This is a genomic window from Metabacillus sp. GQ13, from assembly GCF_059758525.1.
In genome coordinates this window covers 270,297-284,108 of the sequence record NZ_JCAXET010000007.1, presented here as the reverse complement: position 1 = coordinate 284,108, position 13,812 = coordinate 270,297, and the positions used below count along the sequence as shown (strand labels likewise).

Sequence of the window (13,812 nt, the reverse complement as noted above, 5' to 3'; positions counted from 1 at the left end):
AGGAAAAAGTGAACTTCTTTTTCCACTACCTAAATCCCCCAAAAAATCCCTAATCATAAGTTCCACACTAGGAAAAAGTGCAGTTCTTTTTCCTTACGCAATGGGGAAAATACCTTTCTACTTTAAAATGCGTCTGTTTCCCTCGTTGTTGCGTCCATTCTCTACTTTGTTGCATCTAAATGGACTCTTATTACGTTTGTTTCCACTTTAACGCGTTTGTACAGACTCTCATTACGTTCTTTCCCATTTATCGTATTTGAAGGAGTGGATGTACATAAATATCCCTAACACTTCCTAGAAGCCTTACATACATCATCTGTCAAACCACGTTCCAATAGAAAAAGGACAATGACAGTGTAGCTCCATCATTGTCCTTATAATTAAGTATCAGAATATATATGCGCTTTTCATGGTGTCTAGCTCCAGACGCCCAGCGACTTCTGAACTTCACCCTCCTCCTTACGATAAGTCAACATCGAATCGCTATCGCTCTTCGTGTTTCCTTTATCTCATACGGAGCGCTCCAGTTCATCCGTAGCTGAACGGGCGGCTTGCGCTTTTCATGGTGTCTAGATCCAGGCTCCCAGCGACTTCTGAACTTCACTCTCCTCCTACGATAAGTCAACATCGAATCACTTGCGCTCATCGTGTTTCCTTTATCTCATACGGAGCGCTCCCGTTCATCCGTAGCTGAACGGGAGACTTGCGCTTTTCATGTTAGTCCATCCATACGTCTCCATCCTTATAGGTCATTTGCTCAGGGTAGCGAAGGTTTAGTACCTCCTCTTGTGTTTTGATTGACGGCGGCTTGGTAGATAATGATACCACCACGTTTGTAATGATTGCCGCTGTTGCTCCAAAGACACCGGCTCCTGTGTCGATGATTCCTGCTATGGAAAAGCCTCCGTATTTTGAAGCTAAGATATACGTTAATGTGACCGCTAAGCCAACAAGCATTCCTGAAATAACGCCCGCTGTGTTCGATCGTTTCCACCAGACGCCAATTAATAGCGCTGGGAAGAATGTACCTGATGCAAGGGCAAAGGCCCAAGCTACAATTTGCGTAATAGCACCAGGAGGATTTAACGCGATCAAGCCCGCAAATAATGTAGCAATAACAATCGACCAACGAGCAACTGCTAATCGTTTCTTTTCGGTTGCATTTGGCCTCAGAACACGGTAATAAATATCGTGTGCAAAGGAAGATGAAATGGAAATCATTAAGCCACCTGCTGTAGATAATGCTGCAGCCATTGCACCTGCTGCTACTAAACCAATAACAAACATCCCTAAATTGGCAATTTCGGGTGTAGCCATGACGACAATGTCATTGGAAATAATCAATTCACTCCACTGTAAGATCCCATCACCATTTCCATCAGCAATTTGCAGCTTTCCGGTATTTACCCATGATTCCGTCCATGAAGGTAATTCTGAGAGTTTTTTACCAGCAACATTTGTCATTAAAATAAACCTAGAGAATGCTGCATACGCTGGTGCTGATAAATATAAAATTCCGATAAACAAAAGTGCCCAAGCTCCAGACCATCTAGCAGCTTTCATTGTTGAAACGGTGTAAAAGCGCACAATAACATGTGGGAGCCCTGCCGTTCCAGCCATTAACGTAAACATTAATGCTAAGAACTGCCATTTCGTCCCATTTGTAAACGGTGCGAAGTATTCAGAAATTCCTAGCTGTCTATCAAGTACACCCATTTCCTCGACAATTTTTCCATAGGATAGCCATGGTGCTGGGTTATTCGTTATTTGTAGGGACATGAAAATAACAGGAATAAGATAGGCAATAATTAATATGATATATTGTGCTACTTGCGTCCATGTAATTCCTTTCATTCCACCAAATGCTGAATAGATGGCAATTAACACAACGCCGATCATCGTTCCTACCTTCGCATCAATCTCAAAAAGTCGGCCAATAACAACTCCTGAGCCTGATAATTGTCCGATTGAATAGGTAAAACTGATAATAATTGTACAGATTGCAGCGATCACCCGTGCGTAATGACTATTGTATCGATCTCCAATAAACTCAGGTACTGTGTAACGACCATACTTACGTAGCTGTGGTGCTAATAGGAACGTAAGAAGGAGATACCCACCAGTCCAGCCCATTATGTATGCTAGCCCATCAAATCCTAACAGCATAATCGTTCCAGCCATCCCAATAAACGAGGCCGCACTCATCCAGTCCGCACCAATTGCCATCCCATTAAAAATCGGTGGTACACCACGACCAGCTACATAAAAATCCGAAGTCTCCTTCGCTGTATTATAAATAGCAATTCCTATATATAAAGCAAACGTTAACAAAATAATCGTTAATGACACTAAAAATTGTCCGTCCAATGTAGATCCCCCTCCACAGTAGCCCTTATCGTATCAACACAACATCTAACATGTAAGCGAACACTTCATACACTCGCTACTACACTTCAATAGTAGTGCCATTTAATGATCAACAGCTTTACCAGCACTAAGCAATTTATTTTTACTTTCATCGATTCCATACTTTCGATCAATTGAATCACTTAGACGTGCGTTAATAAATAATAAGAGAATAAATATGACAACAGCACCTTGGGCTCCCATAAAGTAATGAAAAGGAAAGCCATTAATTGTGAATCCACTAAAAAATTCTGCAAATAGAACGACCCCAAATGAAGAGAGAAAACCGATCACCAAAAAGATAACAATATTTCGTGTCCGCTCTTTAAAGTATGCGTCAGCCACTTTCTTATCAATTTTTTTCTTCATACAGCCACCTCCAGATTGATTTTAAGATAAGCTAAGTATAAACTTTACTGTTTCAAAAAATGGTGCTGGTACAAGCGCTATTTGTACAACGAAGTAGACTAGTAGTGATAGGATAGGTATAAGTAAAAATTGAGGTTTACGTTTTCTCAAGCCCATTACTAGGCTAAATCCGGTGATAACTAGCATCAGTATTAATATTGTCAATAACATTACCCTCCCTATGTAAGCGTTGCCATTTCATGAATAACGAATTACACCTCCTATTCATTTATGGTGTATCATATAATTGATTTGACTAGTATTATTATGAAGCCCTCACTATATAAGGTCAATATATATGTGGTAAAAAAGGTAATTGAATGCTATTTTTCGCTCGACATGTTTCGAGGGTAACTGATAGTTACTAATCCGTTTTTGGAGGGATTAAATGAAACGATTTATCTACTCTATCTACCTCATCTTATTTGTAAGCTATCTTTCTTTACTATGTTATTTGTTATTTCTTTCAGCTTACAGAGTATCTGTTAATGGCTTACTAACCTATAACCTCGTCCCATTTAAAACGATAGTAGGCTACTTTGCTCATTTTACCCATCTGTCTCTCACCGATCAATTTGTCGGGAATATTCTTGCATTTGTTCCCTTTGGTTTTTTCCTGCCGTTATTGTCGATTAGACTACGTTCCTCTTTCATCTTAATCGTTGGACTAACGTTTGGAAGTTCCTTATTGGTTGAGGTCATTCAGTTTTTTACACGCGTTGGTGCTTTTGATGTCGATGATTTGCTATTGAATACAATTGGCGGTATAGTTGGTTATTTTTTATCGAGGGTTTATCTTAGTCTATTTCACTCTTCTAAACAAAAAAATCGAGGCTGTTCTCAACTTAATTGAGTTCAACCTCGTATCAGATCGTTTATGAATTTAGAGTTGTATTTGATGCTTCAGGCTCATTAGATTGTTCGCTACCTTCAGTTTCTTCCTTTTCAGCATCTTTATCTGCTTCTGGAGATTCTTCCCTTTCAGCATCCTTATCTGCTTCTGGAGATTCTTCGGTAGACTTGTCATCTGATCCTACGTCATCTTTTGGAGTGGTAGTATCTTCTTTTGGAGCTTCAGCATCTTTATCTGGAGCTTCCTCTTGAGTAATTTCCTCTTGAGTCACTTCTTCTTTAGTAGCTTCCTCAATGGATGTTACCGGCTTATCCATGAATGTTAGAGGGTTAACAGCTGTATCATTTTGACGAATTTCAAAATGTACATGAATGCCATCCTCTTCATTATAAAGATTTGTACCAGCTTTACCGATTGGTTCACTTTGTTCAACCTTATCGCCAGCTTGTACAGTAGTTTCTGCTAAAGACTGATAAACAGTTACAATATCGTTCTCATGCTCAATTTCAACGATATTTCCGAGGATTGGATCCTTCTTAGCAACTGTTACTGTACCACTTAGTGATGCAACAACATCAAACTCTTTTTGATCTTCTCTAGCAATATCGATCCCCTTGTTCATTCTATAAGAATTCTCATAGTAAACAAGTGCTGCTTCCTGATCTTCAGTTGAAGCGTTTGGATCATAAAACTTTTTGACAACATTGACTGCATCTGGATCTAGTGCAGGCATTTTGATATTTTCCTTTAGCGCATTTACCTCTACAGCTTCGGGATTATCCATTGCATTTTCTTCTTGTTCAGAAGATAGTAAATCCTCTGCTACATCATTGCTAATGTTTTGATACCATAATACTGCTGTAAGGATAACTGCTGCACTCATTAGGTAAATTGCCGGAAATACCCAACGTTTTCTAAAAAATTGTTGAACCTTTGTTTGAGAAGTACGTTTCTTTTCTTCCTCTCTCATTCTATCATCACCTCAAAAACCATTCTGATCAGATTTGCAGTATTATATACATATCCTAAAAAACTTTTTTAAAATTTAGTATGTGTATTGTTTATAATAATATGTATGGAATATTTAAATTTTTTAATTATGTAGGATAGAACCGCTTCATTATTGGGTTTTCTCTCTCTAACAATTATAAAAAAGGAGTTCATTGCATGAAGAAGTTAGTTTTTACTTTATTCCCAATTTTGTATATGATTCTTATTTGGGTCTTATCAAGCAATCCCGCTGATGCGATTGTTAATACACCATTTTCATTTGATTCTCTATTAAAAGAATCGCTACATTTAATTGAATTTGCCATTCTTTATTGGTTAATTGCCCTCGCATGTATGGTCAACGGTAAATGGACTGAGCGTGCCAGCATGATCGCAGCCTCGATTGCCATCCTTTATGGGTTAACAGATGAAATCCACCAATCGTTTGTACCAGCTCGTTCAGCAACTGTCATCGACTTTGTAAAGGACACGATAGGCGTTGGAGTTTCTTATTTGATTGCGAGGAAGCTCTTTTCAAAAAAAGGAAAAAGCTCTAAACCTTAGAAAAATCGGTCCCTGGATTTTTCTTTTAGGCTCTTTTTTAAAAGTCTGTTGCTCTAGAACGAATAAAAATCGGCTTTTGGATTTTTATATCTAAATTGAAGCTATGTCCAAAGGGATATCAGAGTAATTTAGCGAAAAGAGCACGAAGATATCCTTAAAGTACTTTAGTACTTGGTACGGAAAACAACAACCTTTGCGAAAAGAGCCTTCTTTTATAATTAATTATACTTTCATATTAAAAGAAAAAGTAACAACACGAAAAGAGCCCTATATTAGGCTAAATTTATATACTTAGATCCTTACTTTGTAATTAATCTCCTTTAAAACAAACAAAAACCAAAAAAAGTAAAGGGACCAACCCCTTTACTTTTTCGCCATATATTTAGTTAAAAAAGGTTCTACCTCTGTAACCGCCGTTCCCTTATAATAGTGTGAGACAATATCTTTATAACTTTTTCCCCCTTCAGCCATGAAGTTTGCCCCGTATTGGCTCATTCCAACACCATGCCCAAATCCCTCCGTTTCGATGACAACAGAGTCACCTTTGATCTCCCAGGTGAAGTCGGAGGATCTTAATTCAAGTTTTTCTCTCACTTCACGACCGGTAAACTTTTTCCCGTCTACTTCTACAGTTGCAACACGTTTTCCTGGAGTTAAAGCGGTTATTTTCCCGACAGACCCCTTGGATCCGATTGAAACACCTAATTTATTTTCAAACTCCTTTATTGAAACGATCTTTTGATCATAAAATTTAGGAGATTTCTGATCCCATGTACTCTCAACACTTTTCAAATATGGAAATGCTTCCTGCCAATACGCTTCAGAATTTTCTGTATAGCCATTACTTGTGGAAAAGAACAGAGCATCGATTGGCTTATTGTCATATGTAAGAATCGTTCCTTGGGTTGCCGCTACAGCCTCTGTGATCTTATTTAGCTTCCATGTATAATCTTTTCCCCAAATTCCTTTTAGTTCTTCAAGGTTCTTATAGACCTGGTGCATTTGAGTATCTGTAACGACAGACCCTTCAGGTGCACTCAATGCCTGTTCGTTCATAATCTGTTTTGTGATATATGTTCGTGCAGCCAAGGCCTGTGCCTTTAAAGCCTCTGTTTCAAACTCCGCAGGCATCTCTGAGGCAACTACCCCAATCACATATTCTTCTAACGGGATATTTTGTATTTCTTTTGATTCGCTTCGGTAGACAGCCACTGCAACTGGTGATTCTGCTAACACAGGAATTTCATCCTTTTTCGTTATTGATAGCTCTTCACCTAATTTTCCCTTGGATTGATCCATAAAAGGAGCAACTAGTAATGTGGGGATTAGTAGAATGATGATAAATAATCCTCCTAGAGCAAAGAGAACTGGTTTAATTGGTTTCATGTGTAAGGCCTCCAATAAGATTTAGGTTGAATGTTTGAATGTCTACAATCATCTTATGGGCTGGGACAAGCAATTATGACAGGAAAGTACTCCGGCTAACAAACTTTTACGATAGATGGTAAAGCTAAGCTAAGTAAGGATTTTAAGTATGAAAAAGAGGAGCAAAGTTTCTTAGTGGGGTGAATAAACATATAGAAAAAGGCTACTTGAAAGAAATAGCCTTTTTAGATGTATACTGTTTTCGCAAAGAGTGTTGGTTTCCGTACAAAGTACTAATCTACACGTTTTAAGTGTATCTTCGTGCTCTTTTCTCTAAATGACTCTACTATCTCTTTGACATTGCTTCAATTTAGATCATAAAAAACCCAAAAGTCGATTTTTAATCGGACTAGAGCAACAAACTTTTAGAAAAGAGCCTAGATGCCAAAATATCCTGTAGAATTTTTCCACATTACGAAAGAAAAATGTATATATTTTTAGTAATATAGGTACTCTAGTAAAGTCGTAAACAAAAGTGCAAGCGCCTTGACCAGCCTTAGGCAAATAAGAGGCTCTAGGTGTTAATTCATGAGTGGTTTATGATCTAGGAAAAAGTGGTTTTCTTTTTCCCTCGAGGGGCTAGGCATCCGACCTTTTCAAAGTTGGACTACTGCCAAAGCTTTTTTCAAGTTTTCTCTCTAGTCATTAAAAAAAGCAGTAGCCAGTTAAGACTTCTGCTTCTTTTATGAAGGCATATAATTAATCTGATACAGCTGCTTGCTGGTCAGACTTTATCGGCATTTCTTCTTTCACACGTTCAATGTCAGCACCAATGCCAGCAAGTTTAGTGTGGAAGTCTACATATCCTCTATCAAGATGTTTCAGTTCTGTAACTCGTGTATGGCCTTCTGCACATAAACCAGCAAGAATTAATGCTGCACCAGCACGTAAATCTGTAGCAGCAACTTCTGCACCTTGCAAGACAACCGGTCCATTAATAATAACCGAACGTCCTTCAATCTTAATCGCACCATTCATACGACGGAATTCTTCCACATGCATGAAACGATTTTCGAAAACAGTTTCTGTAATCATACTTGTGCCTTTTGCTTGTAGAAGCAAAGCCATCATTTGTGATTGCATATCTGTTGGAAAACCAGGATGTGGCATTGTCTTAATATCAATTGGCTTTAATTTATCTGGACCAATGATACGAAGACCGTCTTCTTCTTCTATTATAGTAACTCCCATTTCTTCCATCTTAGCAACAAGAGATGTTAAGTGTTCTGGAACAGCTCCTCGAACTAAAACATTTCCACCAGTTATAGCAGCAGCAACCATAAATGTTCCAGCCTCAATTCGGTCTGGAATAATTGTATGTTTTGCTCCTTTAAGCGCTGGAACACCTTCAATACGGATCGTACCTGTACCTGCACCACGAATGACTCCACCCATTGCGTTGATGTAATTCGCTAAATCAACAATTTCTGGCTCTTTAGCACAGTTTTCAATAACTGTTGTACCCTTTGCAAGAGATGCAGCCATAATAATGTTTTCAGTAGCACCAACACTTGGGAAATCAAGGTAAATTTTTGCACCTTTAAGTCTTCCGTCTACTTCTGCCTCAATAAAGCCGTTTCCGACCTTAATTGAAGCTCCCATTGCTTCAAAACCTTTTAAGTGTTGATCAATTGGACGAGATCCAATTGCACAACCACCAGGTAATGCAACACGTGCACAACCGTTACGAGCTAAAAGTGCTCCCATAACTAATACTGACGCACGCATTTTTCGTACATATTCAAACGGTGCTTCCGTTGATAGCTCTTTAGATGCATCTACAATTACTTGATTATTTTCAAAGTGGACGTCTGCGCCTAAATGTCGCAGAACTTCATTAATTGTATACACATCGGAGAGCGTAGGTACATCACAGATTATGCTTTTCTCTTCACTTGCTAACAAAGATGCAGCGATAACAGGTAAAACGGCATTTTTTGCTCCCTCTACTTTTACAGTACCGTTTAGCTTTCGACCGCCACGGACGATGATTTTTTCCAAAGTATTCCCCTCCGCGTCCCGATTTCTCTATATTAATATTCAGACGTAATGATTGGTGTTCCTACAACGACCGTAGTTTTATCGCCCAATCCGTCAGTTCTCAAGGCAATTTGAATGTTCATTTCATTGTTTGTGGTTGGAATAAAATCTTCCCATTCTGTTGTTTTAGCTGATATTGAGAGAAAATTCTTTTCCCGAAGTTGTTCAATTTGACTAGCTTCAAATTCCTTCAGCAAATGATTTGACTTTTCATACAAACTAATGTTCATCATATCACCAATAGATCCTTTCACACAAGCAAAAGTTGTAGAATCTCCATGAAAGATGTCGAAAGCTTGTTGTTGGAAATAGTCATTCATTTTATTCCAGTTTTTTTGCATGTCCATGCCTTTAACCTCATAAAGGATATACGACTGTGAATAATCGTTTGTGAGGGTAGTAAGAATTTGAAGCTTCTCAGTTATATTTCTTTTCTCATTTTTAAAAATACCGATTGCTTTATACACCTTATTATCTTGGACGAACTTCCAATTATAATGACGATATTGCTTTGCAAGAAGTTTCACTTCATTGATTGTTTTTTTCTCGACATTTTTTTTCGAGTATAAGGACCATTCATCAATATGGATCTTCTGATTCTCCATACCTGTAGCTATTCGTGATATTTTTGAATCATTTCCTTCTGCTCCTATATGATTAGCCACCAAGGTGAATACAATAAACATCGTTAAAACCACTGTCATTATCTCTATCTTTTTCATATATGGTCACTTCCTCTCCTTAGTAACATTGTTACCGGATAAGAAATCCCCATACGTGGAAAGAGTCGTCAAAATTAGACATTCCATTAATGATTAGGATGATACAAATTGCTAAAACTAGCAAGAAGCCTCCTTTAAGCTACTAACTACCGATAAAACACTTGTTTCAAATTTCAAATCAGGCAAGTATCACTTTCCTTAGGGTTGCTCTATGTATGTCATACCCCGTTCAAAATACCTACAAACTAATTCAGAAAAAATAATGGACAAGCTTCGTTCACAAACAGCTTTAAAACAAGATAGGTAGCTGTTGCGCCCATAATAAATAATCTAGGAAAAAGTTACTCACCATTGATCCGATCGCAATTGTCAAAAGGATTAAAAGAGTTTTAGCTTGGATTACTTTGCCCGTCTTGATCCATTTTTCGATGTTCAAAGCTTGTAATGCCCACCAGGTTACAATCATGAAGGCAATATGTACAAGCATACTAATTAAAGCCATCTGGCCATAATCGGGCATCTGATCATCCCTCCACTTAATCATATAGCTGTTTCATAAAATTCATTTTTAACGTTTTAGTTTCTGTAAAAAATTAAAATGTCTTTATTACAAGAACCTACTATCTGTAAATGAACTCTTAAAACACAAAGCAATTTAAATCATACAATATTTCTTCAAAAAAACAAGTTTCTAATTGACTAAAAGCAAAAATAAGTTCCTTTCCAATTTTATCCTCAAGACATTCCCTTGATCATTATATATAAAATTGGAGGTAACATGATTGATTATTATATTTAATAAAAATTTAATGAATAGTGGTTATATTTACAGTAGGCAAATAAAGTTACAATTTTATCCAACTCTTTTAGTTTACTATACATTTTGAGTTATTGGCTGATATCATATGTATAATTTGTTACAATATCTCTGATTTTAAGTATCGATTGTTCATTTTTTGAGGGCCGCAAATACAATTCAATATGATGTGGGTTCTTAGCTACTTTAAGGCTGTTATAAGAGTAATATAAAGCGAAGTTATATAATAGGTCGTTTTAAGACTCAAATTGAAAACAAGCACTCCTAGAGTGGTTAGACGTCTATCTTTTAAAATATCGATTAAACCTTGGGATTCATATTTTTCCCAAATGAACAGTGCTTCGCTATCATTTGCTACTGGATTTCTCTAGTATTCAAAAGATTTGGTAGATCGTCTAATCGTTTTAGTTAATGGCTCTGTTAAAATTAAAGGTTGATTTCCGTTCCAAACATTCACTTTCCATCAACAACATGCTTTAACATAGCCTAGATAATAAATAACCTTCGTGCTATTCGCTGATATAAATAATTGTTTCTGTAGGGTACTTATTCGTACAAATAAAAACCAATTTTACTATATCTATGAACAACACATGTTTAAAAAGAGCCAATAAAAAAGGATGGTATGTGAGCAACTAGTTGCTGATACCATCCTTTTCCTATTATTTCGTTACGTTTAAACGGTTGATTGCACGACGAAGTGCTAATTCAGCCCGTTTAAAATCGATTTCATCTGTTTTATGATTTAGACGCTCTTCAGCACGTTTCTTAGCTGCTTCTGCACGAGACACATCAATGGACTCTGCTTTTTCAGCTGTTTGAGCTAAAATCGTTACATTATCAGGACGTACTTCAATAAAGCCGCCACTAACAGCAACGTATTCAGTGCCGCTCCCTTGCTTTAGGCGAACTGCTCCAATTTCTAATGGCGCAACCATAGGAATATGACCTGGTAAAATTCCAAGCTCACCACTTTGAGCTTTTACACTCACCATTTCTACGTCTGCATCGTAAACTGGGCCATCGGGAGTAACGACATTGACTAATACTGTCTTCATACTCATACCCTCCTAGGTCCCAAAATTAGGCTTCTACACCCATTTTCTTAGCATTTTCGATTACATCTTCAATACGACCTACTAAACGGAACGCATCCTCTGGAAGGTGATCATACTTACCTTCTAGAATCTCTTTGAAGCCACGAACTGTTTCTTTAACAGGAACATATGAACCTTCTTGTCCTGTAAATTGTTCAGCAACATGGAAGTTTTGAGAAAGGAAGAACTGAATACGACGAGCACGTGAAACCGTTGACTTGTCTTCATCATTAAGCTCATCCATACCAAGAATCGCGATAATATCTTGAAGCTCTCTATAACGTTGCAATGTTTGTTGTACTTGACGAGCGACAGCATAATGCTCATCTCCAACGATATCAGGTGACAGTGCACGTGAAGTTGAAGCAAGAGGATCCACCGCTGGGTAAATACCCATTTCAGATAATTTACGCTCAAGGTTTGTTGTTGCATCTAAGTGAGCAAATGTTGTTGCAGGAGCCGGATCCGTATAGTCATCGGCAGGAACATAAATTGCTTGAATAGATGTAACAGAACCTACATTAGTAGATGTGATACGCTCTTGTAATTGACCCATTTCTGTTGCCAAGGTTGGTTGGTAACCAACGGCAGATGGCATACGACCAAGTAGGGCAGAAACCTCTGAACCTGCTTGAGTAAAACGGAAAATATTATCCATGAAGAAAAGAACGTCTTGTCCTTGATCATCACGGAAATATTCAGCCATTGTAAGACCAGTTAATGCTACACGCATACGTGCACCAGGTGGCTCATTCATTTGACCGAATACCATCGCTGTCTTCTTGATAACTCCAGAGTCCGTCATCTCATAGTAAAGGTCATTTCCTTCACGAGTACGCTCTCCAACACCAGCGAATACGGAAATACCACCGTGTTCTTGTGCGATGTTGTTAATTAACTCCTGGATTAATACAGTTTTACCTACACCGGCACCACCGAATAGACCGATTTTACCACCTTTAATATAAGGAGCAAGTAAGTCTACAACTTTAATTCCAGTTTCAAGAATTTCAACTTCTGTTGAAAGTTGATCAAACTTAGGTGCTTCCCTGTGAATAGGATCACGACGAGCACCTGCTGGAATTGGTTCATTAAGGTCAATGCTATTACCTAACACGTTAAATACACGACCTAATGTAAGATCACCTACTGGAACAGAAATAGGTGCACCTGTATCAAGAACATCCGTACCACGCACAAGTCCGTCTGTAGAAGACATAGCAACTGTACGTACAGAATCGTCACCTAAGTGTAGGGCAACTTCTAAAGTTAAATCTATACCGACTCCCTGTTCAGTCGTGTCAGTTTTAATTGTAAGGGCATTATAAATGTCTGGAAGCTGACCTCTTTCGAACTTTACGTCAACAACCGGACCCATAATTTGAGTAATGCGTCCTTTATTCATCGATTTCCCTCCTTATCTGAAAAGCGGAAGACGCCTGCTTATCGGCGACAAGAATAAGACGAGCCTCTCAGAAAGGTGCTCTTTACCTTTCAGAGAGGATTGGCTTATGACTCGAGCCGATGGCGCCTGGAGCTAGACACTAATCTAAGTACAAAATACATAAAATTTTTCACCTATTCTAATGCCGCCGCTCCGCCAACAATTTCTGTGATTTCTTGTGTAATCGCAGCTTGTCGTGCGCGGTTGTATGTCAATGTAAGACCATTAATAAGTTCTTTCGCATTGTCAGTTGCATTTTTCATAGCTGTCATTTGTGCTGCATGCTCAGAGGCTTTACTATCTAGTAATGCCCCGTAGATGAGACTCTCAGCATATTGTGGTAACAACACTTCTAAAATATCAGTTTGGTTCGGCTCATATTCATATGAAGTTTGTTTGTTTTGATTTGAAGAAATTTCCGATAGTGGAAGGAGCTTCTTCTCTGTAACCTCTTGTTGGATCGCACTTACAAAGTGGTTATAGTATAGATATAGTTCATCATATGAACCATCAATGAACATATTTACTGTATTACTTGCAATATCCTTAATACTAGCAAAAGATGTATCATCACTAACGCCAGTGATTTCAGAGATTACATTTATTCCACGCTTCTTAAAGAATTCACGCCCCATTTTACCAATTGCAATGACAACAACCTCATCTTTCGACTGTTGGCGCTTTTCAATTGCTTGGTAAACAGCACGTAAAACACTACTGTTGAATGCTCCTTTTAATCCACGGTCTGACGTAATCACTAAATAAGCAGTACGTTTAACCGGTCTGCTTTCTAGCATTGGATGAGTAACATCAGAATTACCACTTGCAATGCTTGCAACAACCTCTTGTATCTTATTCATATAAGGTACAAATTTCTTTGCATTTGCTTCTGCGCGGCTAAGCTTTGCAGTTGCAACCATTTGCATTGCCTTTGTGATCTGGCTAGTCTTTTTTGTTGAAGTAATTCTTGACTTAATGTCGCGTAATGATGCCAAAGGGTCTCACCACCTTTTATTTAAAATCATCAGAATTAGTGAAAAGCAGCA

At 38.0% G+C, this 13,812-nt stretch carries 13 protein-coding genes; 2 read left to right on the top strand and 11 right to left on the bottom strand.

From position 1 onward, the window contains the following. Positions 1 to 717 precede the first annotated feature (717 nt). From AC6CHR_RS11175 to AC6CHR_RS11165, 3 genes are all read right to left on the bottom strand, one after another. On the bottom strand, positions 718 to 2,367 hold the full coding sequence (locus tag AC6CHR_RS11175) for a sodium:solute symporter family protein (protein ID WP_498248801.1): 1,650 nt from the start codon (positions 2,365 to 2,367) through the stop codon (positions 718 to 720). 102 nt (positions 2,368 to 2,469) lie between these two features. Beyond that, on the bottom strand, positions 2,470 to 2,775 hold the full coding sequence (locus AC6CHR_RS11170) for a DUF4212 domain-containing protein (protein WP_498248800.1): 306 nt from the start codon (positions 2,773 to 2,775) through the stop codon (positions 2,470 to 2,472). 21 nt (positions 2,776 to 2,796) lie between these two features. Next, a complete protein-coding gene (locus AC6CHR_RS11165; RefSeq protein WP_498248799.1) occupies positions 2,797 to 2,979 on the bottom strand; it encodes a hypothetical protein in 183 nt (60 codons plus the stop codon). A gap of 223 nt (positions 2,980 to 3,202) precedes the next feature. On the opposite strand from AC6CHR_RS11165, the gene AC6CHR_RS11160 reads away from it, so the two are divergent. Next, positions 3,203 to 3,667, top strand: coding sequence for a VanZ family protein (locus AC6CHR_RS11160; RefSeq protein WP_498248798.1), 465 nt, complete (start codon positions 3,203 to 3,205; stop codon positions 3,665 to 3,667). 22 nt (positions 3,668 to 3,689) lie between these two features. Here AC6CHR_RS11160 and spoIIQ read toward each other — a convergent pair whose 3' ends face one another. Beyond that, positions 3,690 to 4,637 (bottom strand): stage II sporulation protein SpoIIQ, encoded by a 948-nt coding sequence (gene spoIIQ, locus AC6CHR_RS11155; protein WP_498248797.1) that lies wholly within the window; start codon positions 4,635 to 4,637, stop codon positions 3,690 to 3,692. A 197-nt stretch (positions 4,638 to 4,834) separates the two neighbouring features. On the opposite strand from spoIIQ, the gene AC6CHR_RS11150 reads away from it, so the two are divergent. Continuing rightward, positions 4,835 to 5,221, top strand: a complete 387-nt coding sequence (locus AC6CHR_RS11150; protein ID WP_498248796.1) for a VanZ family protein — start codon at positions 4,835 to 4,837, stop codon at positions 5,219 to 5,221. A gap of 363 nt (positions 5,222 to 5,584) precedes the next feature. On the opposite strand, the gene spoIID is transcribed toward AC6CHR_RS11150, so the two are convergent. The 7 genes from spoIID to atpG all read right to left on the bottom strand — a co-directional run bounded on the left by spoIID (position 5,585) and on the right by atpG (position 13,761). Then, positions 5,585 to 6,598, bottom strand: a complete 1,014-nt coding sequence (gene spoIID / locus AC6CHR_RS11145; RefSeq protein WP_498248823.1) for a stage II sporulation protein D — start codon at positions 6,596 to 6,598, stop codon at positions 5,585 to 5,587. 747 nt (positions 6,599 to 7,345) lie between these two features. Beyond that, a complete protein-coding gene (gene murA, locus AC6CHR_RS11140) occupies positions 7,346 to 8,647 on the bottom strand; it encodes a UDP-N-acetylglucosamine 1-carboxyvinyltransferase (RefSeq protein WP_498248795.1) in 1,302 nt (433 codons plus the stop codon). A 32-nt stretch (positions 8,648 to 8,679) separates the two neighbouring features. After that, a complete protein-coding gene (locus AC6CHR_RS11135) occupies positions 8,680 to 9,408 on the bottom strand; it encodes a YwmB family TATA-box binding protein (protein ID WP_498248793.1) in 729 nt (242 codons plus the stop codon). 289 nt (positions 9,409 to 9,697) lie between these two features. Then, entirely contained in the window at positions 9,698 to 9,928 is a 231-nt protein-coding gene (locus AC6CHR_RS11130; RefSeq protein WP_498248792.1) for a DUF1146 family protein, read from the bottom strand. A 959-nt stretch (positions 9,929 to 10,887) separates the two neighbouring features. After that, entirely contained in the window at positions 10,888 to 11,283 is a 396-nt protein-coding gene (locus tag AC6CHR_RS11125; protein ID WP_498248791.1) for a F0F1 ATP synthase subunit epsilon, read from the bottom strand. Positions 11,284 to 11,308: 25 nt separating this feature from the next. After that, positions 11,309 to 12,727, bottom strand: a complete 1,419-nt coding sequence (atpD, locus tag AC6CHR_RS11120) for a F0F1 ATP synthase subunit beta (RefSeq protein WP_498248789.1) — start codon at positions 12,725 to 12,727, stop codon at positions 11,309 to 11,311. Between the two features lie 173 nt (positions 12,728 to 12,900). Further along, positions 12,901 to 13,761 (bottom strand): ATP synthase F1 subunit gamma, encoded by an 861-nt coding sequence (atpG, locus tag AC6CHR_RS11115; protein WP_498248788.1) that lies wholly within the window; start codon positions 13,759 to 13,761, stop codon positions 12,901 to 12,903. Between the last annotated feature and the right edge of the window lie 51 nt (positions 13,762 to 13,812).